Genomic DNA, 20,346 nt, shown 5'->3' on the forward strand with positions numbered 1-20,346 from the left:
AGCACCCGGGCAGTCACGGCCGTCGCCCGCGGGCAATGTGGGCGTTACCGGAAGCGGTAGGCGAACAGCCGCACCAACAGCGACACCAGGATGAGGTTGTAGACCAGGCCGCCGGCGATGTAGGGCCAGAACACTCCGTCGTCCATGGCCGCCCACAGAGCGCGCGCGGGCCAGTAGGAGGGCAGCACACCGAACGCCAGCTGCCACGGCGAGTCGAGGAAGAAGTACGGCACGAGCGGCGCGAACATCAGCGGCATGCTCACCGCTTTGCCCAGCGCGAGCCCTTCCACCTTGTTGTTCGCCGGGCCGGCCATGAGCAGCGCGATGACCACCGCCAACAGGCCGCCGAGCAGGCCGATGGCCGCACCCCGAGCCACCACGGCGGCGGGTACCAGCCGGCACAGCGCCAACACCAGCACCGTCGTTGCGGTCACCAGGCCTACGGTCATCGCCGCCCGGTAGGCCGGATAGGCGGCCGGCGGGGCCGGGGTGACCCGCAGCGCGGCCAAGGTGTGCTGGTCTTTCTCATCCAGCAGCAGCAGTCCACACAGGCTGCCCAGCACCGCCGCGGGGCCGAGAACGGTGAACGAGCTGACGATCAGTGGGTGATAGGGCGTGAGGTCGAACCGCCACTCGGTGGCCGCGAACCGGGTCAGTGGGGGCACGAACCAGAGCGCGAACGCGTAGGCGAACGGGCCGAACAACACACCGATCAGCATCGAGTCGCGCCGGATGTTGCGGGTGTCGTTGCGGGCGAACGCCCGCAACACCGCACCGTATCCCGCGGTCGCCGCGGTCCGGGGATGGCTGGTGGTCATGAGGAGCCTTCCCGCGCCACGATGTACCGGTAGAACATCCGCCGGGCCAGTGCCGCGAGCAGCGCGCTGCACAGGATGGGATAGCCGAGCGCGTAGGCCAGCCGCCAGCCGGCCAGCTCCAGTTGGTGGAACGAGGCGCCGAGGAGCAGCAGCGGGGCTTCGGTCGGGATCACATACAGCCACAGGCCCGGCCACAGCCCGGAGTAGTCCAGCAGTGGCAGGTTCACGATCACCAGCGGGATCAGGGACGGCATCAACCATTCCGAGATGGACGGATACAGCGCGGCGGTGCAGAAACTGATCAACATCATCAGTACCGAGGTGTAGACGACGCCCAGGGCGAAGCTCACCGGTTCGAACCCGAGCCCGTAGCGGGCGAGGGTGACCATCAGGCTGGCCGCGAGCGCCAGCCCGGTCAGGCTGGTCAGCTTCGCGGCCAGATAGGTTCCGAACCGCATCGGCGTGGGCAACAGCGCGAACAGCGTCCGCTCGCCCTGTTCCAGGAACATCGCGCCGACGATGAAGAAGAACCCGACGATGCCCAGGTCACCGAAGATCACATACGGCATGCCGGGGGCGATCAGTGGGTCCGGCAGCAGGTACAACACCACCACCCACAGCGCGGCGGTGAACGCGGCCGCGTAGTAGAAGCCGTGCCGGCGTTGCAGGCGCAGATCCAGCAGCAACCCGGCCCTCATGATCCCTAACGTCGAGGTCGACACAGCCGGGCCGGCGGGCTTGGCCGCGGCGCTCATCGCAGTGACCGCCCGGTGACGTCGATGAACACGTCCTCGAGGCTGGCTTCCTGGCTGTGCAGGGCCTCGAGGTGGTGGCGGGCCGCCAGCGCGCGGAAGCCCTCGTCGCCGGCCAGGGCGTCGAGGCCGAACTCGGCGGTGCGCAGCTCGCCGTCCGCGCGGTAGGTGACCCGCACGCTGCGCCGACTGCGGCTGATCTTGTGTTCCACCGGGGAGTCCAACGCGGCGATCCCGCCGTCCACCACGAACGCCACCCGGTCACACAGCTCGTCGGCGGTGGCCATGTCGTGGGTGGTGAGCAGGACAGTCCGCCCTTCGTCGCGCAGCTCGCGGATCATGTCTTTGACCCGGCGCGCGTTCACCGGGTCCATCCCGGAGGTCGGCTCGTCGAGAAACAGCAACTCGGGCCGGTGCAGCAAGGCGCGCACGAACACCAGCCGCATCGCCATCCCTTTGGAGAACTTGCCCACCCGGGTGTGCGCGTGTTCGGCGAGGTCGACCCGCTCCAACAGCTTCATCGGGTCCTCGGTCTCGCCCGCGTACAGCGACGCGAAAAACCGCAGGTTCTCCAGCGCGGTCAGCTTCAGGTAGTGGTTGGGCAGCTCGAAGGACACCCCGATGCGCTGGTAGTACTCCGGTCCCCACGCGCCGGGCTCGCGCCCCCACACCGCCGCCGAGCCACCGTAGCCGGCCAGCTGCCCGGTGAGGATCTTCTGCGTGGTGGACTTTCCCGCGCCGCTGGGCCCGAGGAAACCGAAGATCTCGCCCCGCGACACCGTGAAGGTCATCCCGCGCACCGCCGGGTGCGCGGCCCTGGGATAGCGGAAGGTAAGGCCCGCGACATCCACCACCACATCGGCTCTCACCTGTGCTCCCACCCCGTTCCCACGATTTCTTTCGCGTCCCGGTTCGACGAGCGGCTCGTCACGGCTGCCCCTCCCGCTGTTGTCGGGTCTCGCGCTCGTGCAGCCACAGATCCTTGATCCGGGCGTACTCGCGCTCGAGAAACGCATACATGTCGTGGGCCTCGCGCAGCCGCGCGCTCGAGGACGCCGGCTTACCGGCCACCAGATCGAGGCCGCGCTCGGTGAGCTTGCGCCACTGGCCCGCCAGCCGCGCCTTGTCCTCGGCCTCGCGCAGCCAGAAACCCGGCTGAATCCGGTAGAACACCCGCCGCTGACCCGGCACGTGGTGGCGCTCGACCGCACCGGCGGTGCGCAACATCCGCATCGCCATGCTCACCGCGCCCCGGCTGACCTGAAGCGCTTCCATCAGCTCCTCGGCCGACTGATGCGCGGGCTCGCACACCAACAACCAACCCAGGATGCGTCCCGGCACGCGGGGCAGGCCGGTGCTCTCGAAGAACAAGCCCACCTCGTCGGCGTACTCGTGCAACGGCCCGCGCTCAGACACGTCCACGCAAGCGCACTCCCTCGAACCGGAACTTTCAGAATGTTCTGAAACTTTATGCCAGATTTCGGGTGTGGTCGAGGACCCGTCGGGCTCTTAACGAGATCCTGACGCCCTTAACGCGGCTCGCCGGGACGATCCGCTTGTCGGGTCAGCGCCGGGGCTGTGACCATGGGAACGGCAGGGAGCCACGCCCGCGGACGACCGAAGGCTCAGGGCAGTGCTCTGCTCGTCGAACAACCGCCGACCGTCCACAGCGGCCCCCGGCGATGATGAGATCGAGATGAGTTCTGGTGACAGACAGCGGCATAGCCACCCGTTCCGGGAGCGTGGCCCGAAGGTTGGTTCCGGGCACCGTCAGGGCGAGGCGACACCGCCTCGTGGATCTCGTCGCCGCGCCGCGTGACCTCGGTGGTGTGCGGTGAGCAGGGGTCGGGGCGGATGGATGCGGATCGAGTCCGTGCTGGGCACACACCGCGCGCACGTGGTCGTGGTCGCCGGGTTGCTGCCGCTGGCCGGGTGCGCGGTACTCAGCGCGTTCCGCGACAGTGTGGCGAATACCAATGCCGCGCTCGGGTTGGTGCTGCTGGTCGTGGCGGCGGCGTCGACCGGCATCCGCGCGGCTGGGCTCGTCGCGGCATTGTCGGCCGCTGTCTGGTTCGATTTCTTCCTCACCGAGCCCTACAACCGGTTCACCATCACCGATCCGGCGGACATCGAGACGGCGGTTCTGCTCATGGGCGTGGGCGCGGCTGTCGCGGAGATCGCGCTGTGGGGGCGCCGCCAGCAGGCCCGGGCCAGCCGCGAGCAGGGTTACCTGGATGGTGTGCTGCGCACCGCTTCGGCGGTGAGCGCGGGCCGTTCGTCCACCGACTCGCTCATCGGCAACGTGTGTGCGCAGATCGTCGAGGTGCTAGGTATCGACCGCTGTCGGTTCGACTCCGGCAACGGTTTGGTGCTCGCGACCATCGAGGAGGACGGCGGCGTCACCTACAATGCGCGCCCGATCGACGTGCGGCGCCTGGGCCTGCCCACCGACACGGAGATCGCGGTCCTGGCGCAAAGCGGTGGCGTCGTGCACGGCCGGTTCCTGCTCACCTCCACCAGCAACGTCGTGCACCCCTCCCGGGAGCAGCTGCGTGTGGCGGTGGCGCTGGCCAACCAGATCGGTGCCGCGCTCATGACCACGCCCTCCCAGCATCCGCCCGGTGAGCACCTGCCGGAACGACCTGACGACGCCAGGCCGTGATGTCGCGACCGGGCACCGTCCTGGTCTGCGGCGCGAGCGTGGCCGGGCCGGCGCTGGCCTACTGGCTGTGTCGCTACGGCTACGAGGTCACCGTGGTGGAACAGACCCCCCAGCTACGGCGGGGCCTGGGTGGGCATGCGGTGGACCTGTTCGGCCCGGCCGTGGAGGTCACCGAGTGGATGGGGGTGCTCCCCCAGGTGCTCGCGGCACGCACCCGCACGGACCTGTTGGCGTTCGAACGCCCCGGCAAACCGCCCATCGAGGTCGACTTCGCCGAGCTGGCCGCCGGGATCTCCGACCGCCACGTGGAGATCATGCGCGGCGAGTTGGCCGCGATCCTGCACGAGGCCACCCAGGACCGGGCGCGCTACCTGTTCGGTGACTCGATCACCGCGATCGACGACCATGACGAGGACATCGAGGTGACCTTCGAGCACGCACCCCCAGAGCGTTTCGACCTCGTCATCGGCGCCGACGGGCTGCACTCGAACGTGCGGCGCCTCGCCTTCGGCGACGAATCGGCCTTCCGGCATTACCTGGGCGGCTACTTCTCGGTATTCACCTTGCCCACCTACAGCGGGCCGACCGACCGGATGCGGATCTACACCACACCGGGCAAGATGGCGGCGCTCCACACGGTGTGGCAGACCGGGCAGGCCAGGGCCGGGTTCTTCTTCCGCCGCGCCACCGAGTTCGCCTACGACCACCGCGACGCGACACAGCAGCGGGAGCTGCTCCGCCACGTGTTCGACGGCGAGGGCTGGGAGATCCCCCGGCTGCTCGAGCAGATGGACCACTCACCCGACTTCTACCTCGACTCGATCAGCCAGATCCGGATGCGGCAGCTGTCGAAGGGCCGCGTGTGCCTGGTCGGGGACGCCGGCTACAGCCCCGGCCCCGCTGTCGGCGGCGGAACCACCGTCGCCCTCGTCGGGGCCTACGTGCTCGCCGGTGAGCTCGCGGCCGCCCGGGACGACCATGCCGCCGGATATGCCGGCTACCAGCGGGAGATGAACGAGTTCATCCGCCACAGCCGCGCCATCGGCCCGGCCTCGATGCGGACCCTGATCCCGAACACCGCCCGCCAGGTGTGGCTGGCCGCCAACATGATGCGCGTCCTGCCCCGGCTGCCCGCCGCCGTGCAGCGCCGGCTCGGCGAGTTGCAGGGCGGCCCGGCGCGCGCACTGAACTCGATCACGCTGAAGCGGTATCCCACCGTGCGTTGACCGGGCTGCCCGGTCCGGTGGTCACGACAGCTCGGCGAAGCGTTCCACCTTGTCCCGGGCGCCGGCGATGACCAGCAGGTCGTGGCGGCTGGCGACGGTGTCGGCGGTGGCATAGGTGAACTGTTCGCCAGGGCGTTTGATCGCCACAACGGTCACCCCGTACTTGGAGCGAAGCTGGCTTTGCCCGAGGGGGATGTCCACCGCTTCCTTCGGTGTCGGGATTTTGGCGAGGGCGAAGTCGTCTTCGAGCTCGATGTAGTCGAGCATGCGGCCGGTGACCAGGTGCGCGACGCGTTCGCCCATCTCGTGCTCGGGCAGCACCACGTGGTGCGCGCCGACCCGTTCGAGGATCCGGCCGTGTTCCCGGCTGGTCGCTTTGGCCCAGATGTGCGGGATGTGCAGGTCAGACAGCAGTGAGGTGGTCAGGATGCTGGCTTCCAGGTCGGTGCCGATCGCCACCACCGCGCGGGTGAACTGGTGCACGCCCAGTTGCCGCAGGGTTTCCAGGTCGGTGGTGTCGGCCACCGCCGCGTGGGTGAGGTCATCGGCGAAGCGCTGCACGATCTTCGGGTCCGAGTCGATGCCGAGTACCTCGCAGCCGCGGGTGACCAGCTCCACGGCCAACGACGTGCCGAAGCGGCCGAGACCGATGACGACGATCTGGTCGTCCATGTTCTTGTCAGCCAACGATCGTCCGCTCCTCCGGTAGTTCGTAGCGGCGCACCCGCTCGCGCAGCGCCATCGCGGTGGCCAGGGTGATCGGTCCCAGTCTGCCGACGAACATCAGCACGATCAGCACGAGCTGGCCGAAAACGGGCAGGTCGTCGGTAATGCCGGTGGACAGTCCGACCGTGGCGAACGCGGAGACTACCTCGAACAGCACCTGGTCCAGGTCCAGCGAGGTGACGGCCAGCAGGGCGACGGTGGCGCTCATGACCAGGCCGATGCCCAGCAACACGATCGTCAGCGCCTGGCGCTGCACACCGTCAGACAGCTTCCGGCCCAACACGTGCACGGTGGGTTCCCCCCGCGCTTCGGCGAGGATGACGAACGCGAGCAGCGCGAAGGTGGCCACCTTGATCCCGCCCGCCGTTCCGGCACTCCCACCGCCGATGAACATCAGCATGTCGTGGACCAGCAGGGTGGCCGGCTCCATACCGGCCACGTCGAGGCTGTTGAAGCCCGCGGTGCGCGCCGAGGCACTCGCGAAGAACCCGGCCAACAGCTTGTCCGACCAGCCCGCCGCGCCCATGGTCTTCGGGTTGTCCCATTCCAGGGCTGTGATCAACACAGTGCCGACGGCGAGCAGCACCGCCGTGGCCAGCACGGTGATCTTCGTGTGCAGCGACCAGGCGCGCGGCGTCCGGAAACGGCGCCACAGCTCCAGCACCACCGGAAACCCGATCCCACCCACGATGACCGCGACGGCGATCGGCAGGCAGATCCACGGGTCCGTCACGAACCCCATCAAGCTGTCGCTGTAGAGCGCGAACCCGGCGTTGTTGAATGCCGAGACGGAATGAAACAACCCCTCGTACGCCGCCGCCCCGACCCGGCGGTCATAACCGACATACAGCCGCAGGGCGAGCATCACCCACAGCACCAGCTCGAAGATCAGCGACACCAGGATCACCCGGCCGACCAGCCGCCGAACCTCACCCAACCCGATGCTCTTGGTCTCGGTCTGCGCGGTCAACCGCATCCGCAGCCCGAAACGTCGGAACACCAGCAGCCCCAGCAGCGAGGCCAGCGTCATGATGCCCAGCCCACCGGCCTGGATCAGACCCAAGATGATCAGCTCGCCGGCGGTGGACCAGTACGTGGCCGTGTCCACCACAACCAGGCCGGTCACGCACACCGCCGACGTCGCGGTGAACACCGCGGTCATCAGCCCCGGTGCCTGCCCGTCCTCGACGGCGAACGGCATGGACAGCAACACCGTGCCCACAAGCACAAGCACCAGGAAACCGAGCACCACCAGCAAGGCGGGGCGCTTACGCCCGAACCCGGCCCGACGCAGCCGGGTAAGAACCCCGGGCTCTCGGCCACGTCTCGCTGGCGAGGTATCGGCGGCGCCCACGGGCCACAGCTTCGCAGAACGCCGCGCGGGGCTACACCTCCGCCCGCCCACTGGGCAGGTTGTCCGGCGGCCGCACCCGCAACGCCTTCGCCACCGGCACATCGGTCGAGGAGTGCAACACGATCGACAGCGCGATGGTGACCGCGACCAGATCGAACACCTGCTCACTCTCGGCGATGCCGGCCTGCAGCGCGAGCAGGCCGTACACCACCGAGGCGAAGCCCTTCGGACCGAACCAGGCCGCCGTGAGTCGCTCACCGCGCGACAGCGGGGTGCGCAGCAGCGACAGCAACATCGCGGCGGGGCGGACCAGGATGATCGCCGCGACCGCGAGCACCCAGCCGCCGACGCTGATGTGGGACAGCCGTTCCGGGGTGATCAAGGCGCCGAACACCAGCAGCGCGGCGAACTTCGTGATCTCCGACAGCAGGTCACCCAGCGGCTCGAAGTGTTCGGCGGAAACCTGGTCGAGGGTGGCCAGGGTCGCGCCGGCGGCGAACGCGGCCAGGTAGGGGTTGGCGTGGGTAAGGTGACATCCGGCATACAGCAGCACCGCGATCGCCAGTGGCCCCAGCGGCTGCAGGCGCGGCTCGGCGGTCAGGATCCGTGATCGCCAGGCCAGCGCGATCAGCGCGGGCACCACCACACCCAGCGCCAGGCCCAGCGCCAGCTCGAGGCCCACCGTGCCGAGGTCGGCCTCGGCGTGGCTCGCGGTGGCCAGGAAGATCAGCACAAAGGGCAGCGCCAGGCCGTCGTTGAGCCCGGACTCGACGTTCAACAGCCGCCGCAGTCGCAGCGGCACGTCGACGCGCCCGACGATCGCGGCCGCGAACACCGGGTCGGTGGGCGACAGGATTGCGCCGATCAACAGGGCGGTGGACCAGTCCAGCCCCACCAGGAAATGCGCCGGCACCGCGATACCGACCATCGTCAACGGCATGGCCAGGCCCAGCGCCCGACCCGACAGGCGCCAGTTCTCCCGCAACGCCGCCAGATTGGCCCGCTGGCCGTCGGTGAACAGCACGGTGAACAGCGCGATGTCGGCCAGCGCTGTGACCAGCGGGTCCCCGGGATGCACCGCCACCACACCCAGGCCACCCTGACCGAGCAACGCGCCGGCCAGCAGGAACAACAGCGCCGTGGACAACACCGTGCGCGCGGCCAGCCCGGAGAGCGACACGCTGACCAGCAGCACCGCACCGAACGCCAGGACCAGAAGCATGCATGCCGCCTCTCACTCGATTACCCGTTCCGCCGGCCGCCAGCGCGGCCCCACTGTAGATCCGCTGGTGACCGCCGACTGATCCGGTCGTTCCACGGCGCTCACGGCCTCGTCGAGGCACCCGTGGACCGCCGGGGGTTGCTTCGCCGCGCCGGCCGAGTAGTGTTGTTCTAGCAATTATTGCTAGATAGCAACTAGTGCGGAGCGGCACACCGTGGATGAGCGGGAGCGTCTGCTGGAGCTGCTGGCGTCGATGCAGCGGGACCTGCTGCCGTCGCTGGTGCGGATGCGGGAGAGCGATGACCTGCGCCTGCTCGACAGCGTGCTGCTGCAGGTACTGGAGCGCGGCGAGGAGCCCACGGTCAAACAGCTCGCCGAGATCCTGAACCGCTCGGTCTCGCGGACCAGCCGCATCGTGGACGGCCTGGTCCGGCGTGGTCTGGCCGACCGCTACGAGGACCCCGCGGATCGGCGGGCGCGCCGGATCCGGATCGCCCCGGCCGGAACGGAACTGCTGCGCCGCCTGCGGCTGGTGCGGATCGAGGCGCAGCTGGAGCTGTTCAACCACCTCACTCCCGACGAGCGGGAGATCACCATGCAGGGCATGGAGCTGTATGCCAAGGCGGCGAGGAGGATCCGTGACGAACGTGATCGATCTGGCTGACATCGACCCGGGCATGCTCGAGCTGGTCGGCGGGAAGGCCGCCGCGCTCGGCGAGATGATCAAAGCGGGTGAACGGGTGCCGGACGGTTTCTGCCTGACCACCCGGGCCTACCTGGACGGCCACGTTCCCGACGAAGAACTCCGCGCCGCGTACCGCGCGCTCACCACCGGCCACGGAGCCGATACCGGCGCCCGGGTCGCGGTGCGGTCCAGCGCGACCGCGGAAGACCTGCCGGAGGCCAGCTTCGCCGGGCAGCAGGACACCTTCCTCAACGTCGAGGGTGAGGCGGCGCTCGTCGAGGCGGTACGCGGCTGTTGGGCCTCGCTGCACTCCGCGCGCGCGGTCGCCTATCGGGAGGCGAACAACATCGACCAGGACCGCGTCGCCATGGCGGTGGTCGTGCAGCGGATGGTCGACCCCCGGGTCGCGGGGGTGTTGTTCACCGCCGACCCCGTCACCGGCAGCCGCTCGCGGATGGTCATCGATGCCGCCCCGGGCCTGGGCACCGCGATCGTCGAGGGCAGCGTCGTCCCCGACCACTACCTGTGGCCGGCCGAGCGCGACCGGGCCGAGCGCGACCGGGCCGAGCGCGGCTGCCTGGGCAAGGCACAGCTCGACGAACTGGGCGCGGTGGGCCAGTGCCTGCAGGCCCGGTTCGGCGCGCCGCAGGACATCGAGTGGGCCTTCGACGCCGAGGGCGTGCTCTGGCTGCTGCAGTCTCGCCCCATCACCACGCTGTTCCCCCAGCCTCCCGAGACGGCCGACGGGGAGCCGCACGTCTACCTGGAGTTCGGCCACATCCAAGGCATGCTGCGCCCGTTCACCCCGATGGGGCTCAGCGTGCTGAAGCTGGCCGCCGCGATGTGGATGACCGCGATGGGAGTACCGGTCGATCCGTTGCACGGCATCACCCGGATCGTCCCGATCGGTGGCCGCGCCTACGCCGATCTGACCGACCTGCTGCGCAGCCGCTGGACCCGCGCCCGCCTACCCCAGGCGATGGAGATCTACGGCCCCCGGGTCCGCCAGGTCATCGAGCACCTCCTGGATGACCCCCGGTTCGCCCCCCGGCGCGGACTGCCGTTCCGGCCGGCCACCGCGATCAAGATGACGCTTCGGCTCACGCCCGGCGCCCTGGTAGGCATCACCCGCAGCGTGGTCCGCCCCGCCCGCGCCCGTGCCCGCGCGATCCAGGCCATGCACGACATCGCCGCCCGATCCACCGGTCCCGGCGGCTTGGCCACCGCCGCCGAACGGCTCCACTACGTCATCCACGACGCCCAACAGCCGATCATGGGCCGAGAGATGATGACGTTGACCTGGCCGCTGATGACCTCGCTCCTGCTGTCCGGCGCACCCTCCGCCCTGCTGAACGGGGTCGCCTCACCGGGCGAGCTGGATCTCACCCTCGGCGGCATGCCCCACAACATCACCACCGAGATGGATCTCGCTCTGTGGCGGCTGGCCGACGGCGCGCGAGACCACCGCGATCTACTGACCGGCACATCGCCCGAGCAACTCGCCGCCCGCTACCGGGACAACACGCTGCCCGACATCGGGCTGGGCGAGTTCCTGCGCACCTACGGCCGACGCGCCGCCGGCGAGATCGACGTCGGCCTCCCCCGCTGGGAGGAAGACCCCACCCCGCTGTTCGCCACCCTCGCCAACTACCTGCGGCTCGACGACCCCCAGCAAAGCCCGGAACAGCGCTTCGCCCGCGCCGCCGCCACCGCCGAAACCACCATCGCCCAACTCGCCCACCGCGCCCGGCCCACCCGACCGCTGCGCGGCCGGCTCGCCGGCGTGCTGATGCGCCGCGCCCGCACCCTCGGCGGCCTGCGCGAAATCGGGAAGTTCGCCTGGCTCGCCCCGCTGCGCGAAACCCGCCGCCAGCTGCTGCTGATCGGCGCCGACCTCGCCGAAGCGGGCCTGCTCGAACGCGCCGAGGACATCATGTTCCTCGACCTGGCCGAAACCCACTCCGCCGTGCACCACCGCACCGACCAACGCGCCCTCACCGCCCAACGTCGCGCCAGCTACCAGCGCGAACTACGCCGAACCCGCATACCCGGCGCGCTACTGTCCGACGGCACCGACCTGGAAACCCTCGCCCCCACCCCACCCGCGGCCGACGGTGTGCTGGTCGGCATGGCCGCGTCGGCCGGCACCGCCACCGGCAAAGCACGAGTCATCCGCGACCCCACCAACGCCCACCTCGAACCCGGCGAGATCCTCGTCGCCCCCACCACCGACCCCGGCTGGACACCACTGTTCATGACCGCCGCCGGTCTGGTCACCGAAACCGGCTCACCCGCCGCGCACGGCCCCACCGTCGCCCGCGAATACGGCATCCCCGCCGTCATCTGCCTCCGCGACGCCACCCACCTCATCACCACGGGACAACAGATCACCATCGACGGCGCCGCCGGAACCGTACAAATCCAGTAGCCCTGGCGGCATCCTTCGCCTCTCCAGCGCGGCGGCGCCCTCGGGTGAGGTCAGGCACAGTCGTGCCGAGAACACCGTGGTGGGGAGGCTCCGCTGCGCTCGTCGGAGTTCTCGACCTTGCCCCGGTGCAATCTTTACGGGATCTTGACGGGTAGGAGCGCCGGGAAGTCTGGTCGGCAGCTCGGCTCACGGTGGGCCGAGGCAACACCGTGAAACGAGGCGCCGACCCATGCTCCGACGCATGTCCAACGAAGTTCTCTCCGGCCTGACCGTGGCGATCGTGGCCCTGCCGTTGGCGATCGCCTTCGGCATCACCGCGACCGGCACCTCCGACGGCGCCCTCATCGGACTGTACGGAGCGATCTTCGCCGGGCTGTTCGCCGCGATCTTCGGCGGCACACCAGCCCAAGTGACCGGCCCCACCGGCCCCATCACCGTCGTGGCCACCGGAGTGATCGCCGCGCACGGACTCGAAGCCGGATTCGTCGCGTTCATCATGGCCGGCCTGTTCCAGATCCTGTTCGGGCTGTGCCGAGTCGGAGCACTCATCCGCTACATACCCCACCCGGTGATCTCCGGGTTCATGGGCGGAATCGCTCTGATCATCATCCTCGGCGAGATAGACCAGGTGCGGAACAGCTTCCTGGTCGTGGCCATCACGATCGTGTTCATGCTCGTGTCCGCCCGCGTGCTCAAATCAATTCCGTCCAGCCTGGTCGCGCTCGTGGCCATTACCGCGGCGCTGCAGCTCACCGACTCGCTGCTGCACGACCTACGCATCGGACCGGTCCTGCTCAACTCGGCCATCGACTACATCGGCCACATCCCCGAGTCAGTTCCGACGATCACCATTCCCGAGCTCAGCGGTTCGCTGATTCTCTCCCTTGTGCTGCCCGCGCTGAGCATCGCGCTGCTCGGCTCGATCGACTCGCTGCTGACCTCGGTCGTCATGGACAACATCACCGGCACCCGACACCGCAGCAACAAGGAACTGGTCGGCCAGGGGCTCGGCAACATCGCCAGCGGCCTCTTCGGCGGTCTGGCCAGCGCCGGGGCAACCGTCCGTTCCGTGGTCAACGTCAAGAGCGGTGGCCGCACCGCGCTGTCGGCCGCCACGCACAGCGTCATCCTCCTCGCCCTCGTGACCGGGTTGGGCAACATCGTGCAGTACATCCCCCTGCCCGTGCTGTCGGGAATCCTGATCGTCACCGCGATCGGCATGTTCGACTGGGACGGCCTGCGCAAAGCACACACCTCACCGAAAGGCGACGTCGCGGTGATGTTCACGACCATGCTCGTCACCGTGCTCGTCGACCTGACCGTGGCCGTCGTCATCGGTGTCGCCCTGTCGCTGCTCATCCACGCGATCAACTCCCGCCAGTACCGGGCCGTCATCGTCCAGCACGACACGGACACCTACCGCATCGAAGGACCCCTGTCGTTCCTGTCCGTCGACCGCGTGTTCCACACACTGAGCAACCTCGGTTCGAAACTGTCCCTGAGCCTGCACAAGGTCAGCTACATGGACCTGTCCGGAGCAAAAGCCCTCCTGACCTTCATCGAACACTCACACCGCACCGGCATCGACCTCGACATCAAAGACCTGCCGCCCCACCTCGAGAACACCCTCATCGCGCTCGCACACGAAGAGCAACGTGACAAAGTCGGAGCCGCCATCGCAGACCGCGACTAACAACCCAACGGCCCCAGCACGACTGTTGACGCGGGCCGTGACAGCCACAGCCCAGGTCAGCCGGATCGACCAGCCCCACGATCCGCGGCGTGTCGTCGGGCGTGGACCGTTTCAGAAGACGTGGTCGACGTCGTGTTCGGTGAGCTCGTCGGTGGCTCGTTCGGCGACGGCGGCGATGGTCATGGACGGGTTGCATGCGGCGGCCGTGCCGGGCAGTAGGGCGCCGTCGAGGACGTAGAGGCCTCGTTGCCCCTGGACCCGGCCGGCCAGGTCGCACACCCGGCCCATGGATGCCCCTCCCAACGGATGCCAGGTGGTGGGGGCCACGGTGGTGGTGTCCAGGACGACCGATCCCGGGCCGGTGATGTGCCGCATGCGTTCGCCGATCCGGCGGGTCAGCGTGCCGTCGGCGTCCCGGGGCCAGTGCAGCACGGCTTCGCCGCGTACCGGGTCCCAGGCGAAGCGGCCCCGGCCGCTGCTGACCCCGTAGCCGACGATCATGGTGGTGCGCAGGTTGGGCAGCGGGGGCAGGGAGGCCTGGATGATGGTGTTCGCGGTGGCGGGGTCCGCCCAGTCCTTGCTGCCGTAGACCACCGGCCCGCCCTGCGGGGTGCCGAAGTCGTCGACGGCGTTGGTCCAGGTGCAGATCCGGTCGCCGTTGGTTCCCCAGTTCTCGCCGAGCCCGTCGGGCAGGTCGGGAATGGTGCCGAGCGTGGCGGCGCGGATGAGCAGGCGGCAGGTGTTCGCGGTGCCGGCCGCCATGACCAGCGCCTTGGCGGTGATGATCTTCTGCTCCAGCACCGTGCCGTCGGTGGCGATCCGGTCGACGTGTATCTCCCAGCGGCCGTCGCGGGCCCGGACCACGTCGGTGACGTTGTGCAGGGTGGCCACGCGCACGCGGCCGGTGGCTTCGGCCTGGGCGAGGTAGGTGACGTCCACCGAGTGCTTGCCGCCGTTGTTCACCCCGAGGGCGCAGTCGCCGTTGGTGTAGGAGGGCTTCATCTCGCCCTTGAGCTCGCGCAGCGCGAAGCTCCAGTCGATCGGCATGGGGATCTTCTCCACCCGGAAGCCGGCGTCCGTGGTGTGCCGGGCGAACGCCCGCGCGGCGGCGTAGGTCTTGCTGGCGATCAGCTCATCCGGTGCCACGGCGATGCGCAGCATCCGCGCGACCCGGGGGTAGTGCACCCGGTCCATCCGGGCGTAGTCCAGCTGCTCAGGCATGGTGGCGTGGAAGACCTCGGCGGAGGGCTGCAGGGTCATGCCCTGGTAGATCAGCGAGCCCCCGCCGACGCCGGCGGCGCACATGATGTCCATGCCGTCGCCGGCCACGCGCTCCAGCAGCCCGGTGTAGCGGCCGACCGGAAGCTCCGGCAGCCGCACCAGGCCGGCGTGTGGCCCGGCCGCCCGGCCCAGCAGCGCGGACACCGGGTCGAGCACACCGTCCAGCGGCTCGGCCACCGAGTTGAGCCAGAAGATCCGCTTGTCCGGTGAGCTGGTGGGACGCGGGAAGGTGTCCGCGTTCGGGCCGGTCGGCCAGCGGATGCCCCGCTCGAGCACCAGCACGGGCACCCCGGCCTGGGCGAACCGCAGGGCGGTCACCCCGCCGCCGAAACCCGACCCGATCACCACCACCCGGTGCTCCTCGCGGGTCAGCGCCACCCGCCGGACGCTCGCGCCGAGCCGCGCGCCGAGCACGGACAGGCCGGCGGCCGCGACCGCGCCGGTGAGCAGTGAGCGGCGACCGATTGTGGCCATGGGCCTCCCCTTCCGTCCGCGATCGGCACGCGGTGTGCCGTGTCGCTCACACCTGGTGTGGGTGCCGAACTGTAGACAGTTGTCTATTCGACTGTTCACATGGGTGTCCCCCCGCTCGTGGGGCGGTCGGGAAGGTCCCTTACGTTGAGGGGTGTGGCCAGTCCAATCCCGCGCAGGTTCGGCGTCCGCGAACCGACCACCGAGCGCCTGCTCGATGCGGCGGCGGCCGAGCTGCGGGCCTCCGGGCCGGCGGCACTGACCGTGCGGCTGGTGGCGGCCCGGGCCGGCATCTCCCCGGCGACCGCCTACAAGGTCTTCTCCTCCAAGGAGCACCTGCTGGCCTCGGTGCTTTTGCGCCACCTGCGGGACCTGCCGCCGATCGACACGGGCGACAGCCGGCCCATCGAGCAGCGGCTGCCCGAGTTCCTACACGGCTACGCCGCCGTCATCGCCGCCGATCCACAGATGCAGGCCACACTCCGTTGCGTGTTCCTCGGCGACGACCCGGACACCGCACGGGTCCGCGAGCTGTTCTCTCAACACTTCGACCAGCAGTTCGAACAGGTCTGCCGCGACAAGCTCACCGAGAACGCCCGCACCACCATCCGGCTCGCGTTCGCCGGGGCCATGGTCGCCGCCGGCGCCGGGCTGATGCCCTTCACCGAGATCCGCCAACTGCTCGAGACAATCGTCCGCACGGTGAACCCGGTGGCACGGCGGTGAGCGAGCCCGGGCCAGGAACGCCGCACCGGTGGGCGCGTGCGCAGGGCCGGGGTGCGGTCGAGTCCAACTACTGTCGGCGGGGCACCGGTACGCCCTTGGTGCTGCTGCACAACCTTGGGCAGCGGTGGCAAGTCTGGCGGCCGGTGATCGACCAACTCTCCGAACGCCACGACGTCATCGCGGTCGATCTACCCCGGTTCGGACGTGCCCCCATCCCTCCAACCACCACCGAGGACGGCATCCGCGCCTTCGGCATCCGATCACTCAAGCGGATCTTCGATCACCTCGAGGTCAGCCAGCCGCACGTCGCCGGCAGCGGACTCGGCGGAATGCTCGCCATCGGCGCGGCCACCACGGGGATCGTGTCCTCCGCGACCGCAATCGCGCCGACCGGGTTCTGGACACCCAGGCAGCGCTGGTGGGTGATCACCCAGCTACGGCTGTTCCGGATGGCGGCCCGGGCTTCCTTGGCCACCGACCCACCACTGGCTGAGATCCCCCTGGTTCGCAACCTGCTCATCTCCCGGCTCTGCGCACATCCCAAGCGCATGGAACCCGCGGAAGCGCTCGCCAACCTCACCGCCATGCGCGACGCGCCGGCGTTCGACGAAGCCATGGCCAGCGCCCGCCAGTTCCAGTGGAAGAGCGACCCCAAACCACTCGTGCCACTCACCGTGGCGTGGGGAGAACGGGACAAACTGCTCTCCCCACGCCAAATGGTCAACGCCCAACATCGGCTGCAAGGCGCGGAGTTCGCCCGGCTCCCCGGCTGTGGCCACATGGCGATGAGCGACGATCCGGAAATGGCGGCCAGAGTCATCCTGCGCACCTGCGCACGAGCCGAGCGAGGCCAGTCATCCGGCACCGCCCCGAATTGACACATCTCTGACGACAATGACGCGGGGCCGAGCCGGTGGACCCGGCCCGGCCCAGCTGCGGGTCGCCGCTTATGCCCGCCTGGAGCGTTTCGCCGCTATCGCCCCATCATTCCGCCCGGTCCCCAAGGGGCGCCGCCGGTGCACGGCGCCCCTCCGCCTGCCGGGTGCGCTCCGTAGGGCATCGGCCAGTCTCCGCCGAACCAGTCGGCCAGGTAGCCGTTCATCTGAAAGATCTCGCCATGTTGCGTGTCGCGCACCGTGCGGGCGAAGTCCGCGACCTCCCGATGCTCGGCGCGGCCCTGGACGAGCATCCGCTGCGACATCATCACCGCGGCCATGTGGTGCGGGATCATGTCGCGCAGGAATGTCTCGTCGAGCGCATCGCCCGTCAGCCCGGACAGATCGCGCATCATGGGCCGGTAGTCGACCGTGGTGGGCCGCCCCGGGTACCACTGGGCAAGCCATGCGTTCATCTTGCCGATCTCAGCGCTCTGCGTCGTCACGATCGACTCCCCCAGTGCGCGCATCTCCGCGCGGCCCGAGCCTGCCAGCTGGCGCGCGGACGCCGGGCGCCGCGAACAGCAGAATCTGTCGTCGACGGGTCACCGCGGTCACCTCCCGCCGCCCCGGATCAGCTCACGCCGCTTCCGGTACTCCTCCTCATCGATCTCACCCCGGGCGAACCGGTTCGCCAAGATCCGCTCGGCGTCGCTCCGTCCACCGTTGATCCCGAAATCGCGCCGGTCACGAGCGCCACCGAGGTAGCGCGCCAGGAAGATCACACCAAGGATGACCAACGCCCAGAACAGGGTCATCCCGACACCCATGCCGAGCCATCCCCACCCGCTGCCGTAGCCCCACATCATTTTGATCACCACTCTCGGGTCGCGCCGGCGTCTCATGACCCCGGTCCGCGCTTCGAATCTGTCGCTCGGGCCCCCGACTCCCCAGAGGCGTTAGGCCTCTCAGCGATGACCGATCGGCCCACCGCGAACGTCCGTGCGGGGACCAGCCCCTGTCCAGGCGCGCATGGTCCCCGGCTTGTGGGCGTAGCGCGACCTCGCGCGCCATTCCCACGGTCCTGAGTCAGCCCGACGCGGCGTACCCCGGCACGGCCTCCGTCGCGGGAAGACGGTCCTTCTCGGCCTCAAGGGCACGAGCCCGGGGTAGCCGGACCACAACAACCGGGCACGACGCGTGCAGCACGCATTGAAGGCTCACCGAGCCGAGAAGCGCGCTACTGAAACCACCGAGCCCGCGATGTCCGACCACCAGCAGTTCCGCCGCTTCGGCCTCACGGGCCAGAATCTGTGCCGGTGACCATCCGGTGCGGACGGACAACCGCACCTCGGGCTTTGTTTGCCGGCCCACCAGCAGCTCGTCGATCAACGCCTGGATCTGACACCGAATTTGCCCCGCGGTGTCCTCTTCGGAGATCGAGATGGGCATTCCGTAATGTGCGCCGAACATTCCGGCCGACTGAAAGACGGTGATCACGTAGACCGAGGCATCGCGTCGCGAGGCCTCGTCGAATGCGTACTCCAAGGCAGCCTTCGACCCGACTGAACCGTCGACACCTACTACGATTCTTTTTGTCATCGTTCACTCCAATCAACACAGTATTGAGAACAGCTCGGATTGACACGTAAATGCTCCGGCCGAGATCTCCGGAAAGACCGCGGATTTCTACGAGCAGCGATCAACGCCGCTGTGCGTGGCCCCCGAGGTCGGTTCGCGATCGACGAAGGGCGCAAGTTGCATGTTCAGCACACGCCGATCGATGATCTTGTGCCGGCACGGGGTCGCCGAGGCCCAGCCGGTGTCGGGGTCGGCGCGGAGTGCTACTACGAAATGCGCGACGCTGCGAGGCGACGGCACGGACAGCATGGAGGGCAGGTAGCGGACCACGCTACCGAGCGTTTCGTCGCCGACGCGGGCCAGCAGGGCCGACCAGCCCACGTCCACACTCCAACGCAGCCCGGTCGGTGTCCAGACGTGCGGTGGCGCGCACACCTCATCGAGGATGATGGCACCAGCCAACGGGCCGGGAACGGAGTCATCCGTCCGCACGGCGCGAACCGGGATGCCGCGCTCGTCGAGTCGACCGACCACCGCCAACAGGTAGCCGCGCAACAGCGCGCGGTCGTCGAGTCGCGCGAGCTCGGGAGAACACTGAGCCGATGGGGCAGGGATGTCCGCACACGTCAGCATGAAACCCACCTCGCTTCTTCGATACGTCCCCTATCAGAAGTGATGGTGTGGCAATCGGGTAGGTCGGCGCGGGGGGCCGAGTGCCCCGACCATGGGGTCATTCGACCCCAAAGTGGCATCCATCCGTGCCGGCTGGTCTCGGCTGGCCCGATCGAGCTGCTGGTCCTGACCGCGGTCGTCGCGGTCTGCGTGTCAGAGGCCCAGGACGCGGTCACACGGCGATCGCGGTAGCGGTAGCGAAGTAGATCGCGATGGACAGCAGGTCCTGTACCACGGTGGCCAACGGTCCGGACCCGAACGCCGGGTCTCGGCCCATCCGCTGCAACGCCCACGGCAGAACCATCGCAATGACCGTGGCGATCGACGAGGCCGCGAACAGCGCCACCGCCACGGTCGCGGCCACCGGCGGCTCGGCCCAGATCAGCAACACGATCGGATAGCTGACAAGAGCGAAGAGCACGCCGAGGAGCAGGCCGGTGATTGCCTCCCGCCGCGCGACCCGTGAGATGGACACCCCCACCGACAACCCCCGGATGACCACCGCCTCGGTTTGCGTGCCGACGGCATCGGCCAGGTACACCACACCGGGAAGGAAGAACGCGAGCACCACCTGGCGTTCCAGCTGCTGTTCGAACGAGCCTACGATCACCGCGGCCAGGAACGCGCCGGCCAGCCCGAGCGCCAGCCAGGGCAGCCGATGCCACAGCCGGTGTGCGACTCCCTCGGTGGCCGCCGTGCTCGCCGCTTCGGTCGAGCGCAGGTAGCCCCCGAGCCGCGCGATGTCCTCGTCGTGCTCGGCGAGAAGCACCGCCAGCAGGCGTCGCGGCGGGATCACGCCGCGGAACCGGCCGTCGGCGTCGACCACTGCCAACGCCGCCACCCCGTGCCGCACCGCCCGCCATGCCGCGCGCTCCTGGTCGACACCGGGCGCCACTGTCGGTGGATGCGCGTCCATGACCTCGGCAACCGGGGTCGCCGGGGGCCGGGCGAGGGCCTGCTCCAGGGCGATCACTCCACACAGAATGTCGCCGTCGATCACGGCGGCGATCGCGGCGGTGTCGAAGCTCCGTCCACGCATGCCGTCCAGTACCTCGCCGACCGTGCTCTCAACGGTGGTGAGTGGCACCCTCATCGAGGCGTGCGCCGCCGCTGTCTCGAGCAGGTCGGTGTGCCGCTCCCGTATCTCCGCCCCGTGGCCGGCGTGCGCGGTCAC

Annotated in this window: 20 protein-coding genes; 7 read left to right on the top strand and 13 right to left on the bottom strand. The window is 69.2% G+C overall.

Features of this window, described 5'->3' with window-relative positions; all coding sequences use genetic code 11:
* Positions 1-44: 44 nt before the first annotated feature.
* The 4 genes from ABEB12_RS23380 to ABEB12_RS23395 are packed head-to-tail and all read right to left on the bottom strand — an operon-like array spanning position 45 to position 2,992.
* Entirely contained in the window at positions 45-818 is a 774-nt protein-coding gene (locus ABEB12_RS23380) for an ABC transporter permease (protein WP_185065969.1), read from the bottom strand.
* Complete coding sequence (locus ABEB12_RS23385) at positions 815-1,516, bottom strand: fluoroquinolone export ABC transporter permease subunit (RefSeq protein ID WP_185065968.1); 702 nt, start codon at positions 1,514-1,516, stop codon at positions 815-817. The genes ABEB12_RS23380 and ABEB12_RS23385 overlap by 4 nt, the downstream gene beginning before the upstream one ends.
* A 53-nt stretch (positions 1,517-1,569) precedes the next feature.
* Positions 1,570-2,439 (bottom strand): ABC transporter ATP-binding protein, encoded by an 870-nt coding sequence (locus ABEB12_RS23390; protein ID WP_345703074.1) that lies wholly within the window; start codon positions 2,437-2,439, stop codon positions 1,570-1,572.
* A 58-nt stretch (positions 2,440-2,497) separates the two neighbouring features.
* Positions 2,498-2,992: a MarR family transcriptional regulator gene (locus ABEB12_RS23395; protein WP_185065966.1), complete on the bottom strand. Its 495-nt coding sequence runs from the start codon at positions 2,990-2,992 to the stop codon at positions 2,498-2,500.
* A gap of 436 nt (positions 2,993-3,428) precedes the next feature.
* Here ABEB12_RS23395 and ABEB12_RS23400 point away from each other — a divergent pair, with 436 nt between their 5' ends.
* On the top strand, positions 3,429-4,232 hold the full coding sequence (locus ABEB12_RS23400; RefSeq protein WP_185065965.1) for a DUF4118 domain-containing protein: 804 nt from the start codon (positions 3,429-3,431) through the stop codon (positions 4,230-4,232).
* Positions 4,232-5,458, top strand: coding sequence for an FAD-dependent monooxygenase (locus ABEB12_RS23405; protein WP_185065964.1), 1,227 nt, complete (start codon positions 4,232-4,234; stop codon positions 5,456-5,458). Before ABEB12_RS23400 ends, ABEB12_RS23405 begins: the two co-directional genes overlap by 1 nt.
* Before the next feature lie 21 nt (positions 5,459-5,479).
* Here the strand turns inward: ABEB12_RS23405 and ABEB12_RS23410 are convergent, their stop codons facing one another.
* From ABEB12_RS23410 to ABEB12_RS23420, 3 genes are all read right to left on the bottom strand, one after another.
* Entirely contained in the window at positions 5,480-6,130 is a 651-nt protein-coding gene (locus tag ABEB12_RS23410; RefSeq protein ID WP_185066218.1) for an NAD-binding protein, read from the bottom strand.
* 7 nt (positions 6,131-6,137) lie between these two features.
* On the bottom strand, positions 6,138-7,418 hold the full coding sequence (locus ABEB12_RS23415) for a TrkH family potassium uptake protein (RefSeq protein ID WP_345703075.1): 1,281 nt from the start codon (positions 7,416-7,418) through the stop codon (positions 6,138-6,140).
* A gap of 151 nt (positions 7,419-7,569) precedes the next feature.
* Entirely contained in the window at positions 7,570-8,760 is a 1,191-nt protein-coding gene (locus tag ABEB12_RS23420) for a cation:proton antiporter domain-containing protein (RefSeq protein WP_185065962.1), read from the bottom strand.
* Between the two features lie 214 nt (positions 8,761-8,974).
* Here ABEB12_RS23420 and ABEB12_RS23425 point away from each other — a divergent pair, with 214 nt between their 5' ends.
* The 3 genes from ABEB12_RS23425 to ABEB12_RS23435 all read left to right on the top strand — a co-directional run bounded on the left by ABEB12_RS23425 (position 8,975) and on the right by ABEB12_RS23435 (position 13,566).
* Positions 8,975-9,424: a MarR family transcriptional regulator gene (locus tag ABEB12_RS23425; protein ID WP_221498810.1), complete on the top strand. Its 450-nt coding sequence runs from the start codon at positions 8,975-8,977 to the stop codon at positions 9,422-9,424.
* On the top strand, positions 9,399-11,873 hold the full coding sequence (locus tag ABEB12_RS23430) for a PEP/pyruvate-binding domain-containing protein (RefSeq protein WP_345703076.1): 2,475 nt from the start codon (positions 9,399-9,401) through the stop codon (positions 11,871-11,873). The genes ABEB12_RS23425 and ABEB12_RS23430 overlap by 26 nt, the downstream gene beginning before the upstream one ends.
* Before the next feature lie 241 nt (positions 11,874-12,114).
* On the top strand, positions 12,115-13,566 hold the full coding sequence (locus tag ABEB12_RS23435; protein WP_221498809.1) for a SulP family inorganic anion transporter: 1,452 nt from the start codon (positions 12,115-12,117) through the stop codon (positions 13,564-13,566).
* Between the two features lie 111 nt (positions 13,567-13,677).
* Here ABEB12_RS23435 and ABEB12_RS23440 read toward each other — a convergent pair whose 3' ends face one another.
* Positions 13,678-15,321: a GMC oxidoreductase gene (locus ABEB12_RS23440; protein ID WP_185065959.1), complete on the bottom strand. Its 1,644-nt coding sequence runs from the start codon at positions 15,319-15,321 to the stop codon at positions 13,678-13,680.
* 153 nt (positions 15,322-15,474) lie between these two features.
* Here ABEB12_RS23440 and ABEB12_RS23445 point away from each other — a divergent pair, with 153 nt between their 5' ends.
* Both ABEB12_RS23445 and ABEB12_RS23450 read left to right on the top strand, forming a co-directional pair.
* Entirely contained in the window at positions 15,475-16,044 is a 570-nt protein-coding gene (locus ABEB12_RS23445) for a TetR family transcriptional regulator (RefSeq protein WP_185065958.1), read from the top strand.
* A gap of 98 nt (positions 16,045-16,142) precedes the next feature.
* Positions 16,143-16,922 carry an alpha/beta fold hydrolase gene (locus ABEB12_RS23450; RefSeq protein ID WP_185065957.1) on the top strand — a complete coding sequence of 260 codons (780 nt, stop codon included), beginning with the start codon at positions 16,143-16,145 and terminating at the stop codon, positions 16,920-16,922.
* Between the two features lie 95 nt (positions 16,923-17,017).
* On the opposite strand, the gene ABEB12_RS23455 is transcribed toward ABEB12_RS23450, so the two are convergent.
* The 5 genes from ABEB12_RS23455 to ABEB12_RS23475 all read right to left on the bottom strand — a co-directional run bounded on the left by ABEB12_RS23455 (position 17,018) and on the right by ABEB12_RS23475 (position 20,346).
* Entirely contained in the window at positions 17,018-17,473 is a 456-nt protein-coding gene (locus tag ABEB12_RS23455) for a DUF305 domain-containing protein (protein ID WP_345703102.1), read from the bottom strand.
* Between the two features lie 60 nt (positions 17,474-17,533).
* Entirely contained in the window at positions 17,534-17,824 is a 291-nt protein-coding gene (locus ABEB12_RS23460; RefSeq protein ID WP_345703077.1) for an SHOCT domain-containing protein, read from the bottom strand.
* Between the two features lie 184 nt (positions 17,825-18,008).
* Complete coding sequence (locus tag ABEB12_RS23465) at positions 18,009-18,521, bottom strand: universal stress protein (protein WP_185065955.1); 513 nt, start codon at positions 18,519-18,521, stop codon at positions 18,009-18,011.
* A gap of 87 nt (positions 18,522-18,608) precedes the next feature.
* Positions 18,609-19,133: a DUF6292 family protein gene (locus ABEB12_RS23470; RefSeq protein WP_345703103.1), complete on the bottom strand. Its 525-nt coding sequence runs from the start codon at positions 19,131-19,133 to the stop codon at positions 18,609-18,611.
* Between the two features lie 211 nt (positions 19,134-19,344).
* Positions 19,345-20,346 (bottom strand): magnesium transporter, encoded by a 1,002-nt coding sequence (locus tag ABEB12_RS23475; RefSeq protein ID WP_345703078.1) that lies wholly within the window; start codon positions 20,344-20,346, stop codon positions 19,345-19,347.

It is taken from the genome of Actinospineispora eucalypti (assembly GCF_039543365.1).
Classification (GTDB): domain Bacteria; phylum Actinomycetota; class Actinomycetes; order Mycobacteriales; family Pseudonocardiaceae; genus Pseudonocardia; species Pseudonocardia eucalypti.

Bases quoted from the DNA above. Each gene is read 5' to 3' on its own strand.
- ABEB12_RS23380 (WP_185065969.1), bottom strand. From the start codon at position 818: ATGACCACCAGCCATCCCCGGACCGCGGCGACCGCGGGATACGGTGCG.
- ABEB12_RS23385 (WP_185065968.1), bottom strand. From the start codon at position 1,516: ATGAGGGCCGGGTTGCTGCTGGATCTGCGCCTGCAACGCCGGCACGGC.
- ABEB12_RS23400 (WP_185065965.1), top strand. From the start codon at position 3,429: ATGCGGATCGAGTCCGTGCTGGGCACACACCGCGCGCACGTGGTCGTG.
- ABEB12_RS23405 (WP_185065964.1), top strand. From the start codon at position 4,232: ATGTCGCGACCGGGCACCGTCCTGGTCTGCGGCGCGAGCGTGGCCGGG.
- ABEB12_RS23410 (WP_185066218.1), bottom strand. From the start codon at position 6,130: ATGGACGACCAGATCGTCGTCATCGGTCTCGGCCGCTTCGGCACGTCG.
- ABEB12_RS23420 (WP_185065962.1), bottom strand. From the start codon at position 8,760: ATGCTTCTGGTCCTGGCGTTCGGTGCGGTGCTGCTGGTCAGCGTGTCG.
- ABEB12_RS23435 (WP_221498809.1), top strand. From the start codon at position 12,115: ATGTCCAACGAAGTTCTCTCCGGCCTGACCGTGGCGATCGTGGCCCTG.
- ABEB12_RS23440 (WP_185065959.1), bottom strand. From the start codon at position 15,321: ATGGCCACAATCGGTCGCCGCTCACTGCTCACCGGCGCGGTCGCGGCC.
- ABEB12_RS23460 (WP_345703077.1), bottom strand. From the start codon at position 17,824: ATGAGACGCCGGCGCGACCCGAGAGTGGTGATCAAAATGATGTGGGGC.
- ABEB12_RS23465 (WP_185065955.1), bottom strand. From the start codon at position 18,521: ATGACAAAAAGAATCGTAGTAGGTGTCGACGGTTCAGTCGGGTCGAAG.
- ABEB12_RS23470 (WP_345703103.1), bottom strand. From the start codon at position 19,133: ATGCTGACGTGTGCGGACATCCCTGCCCCATCGGCTCAGTGTTCTCCC.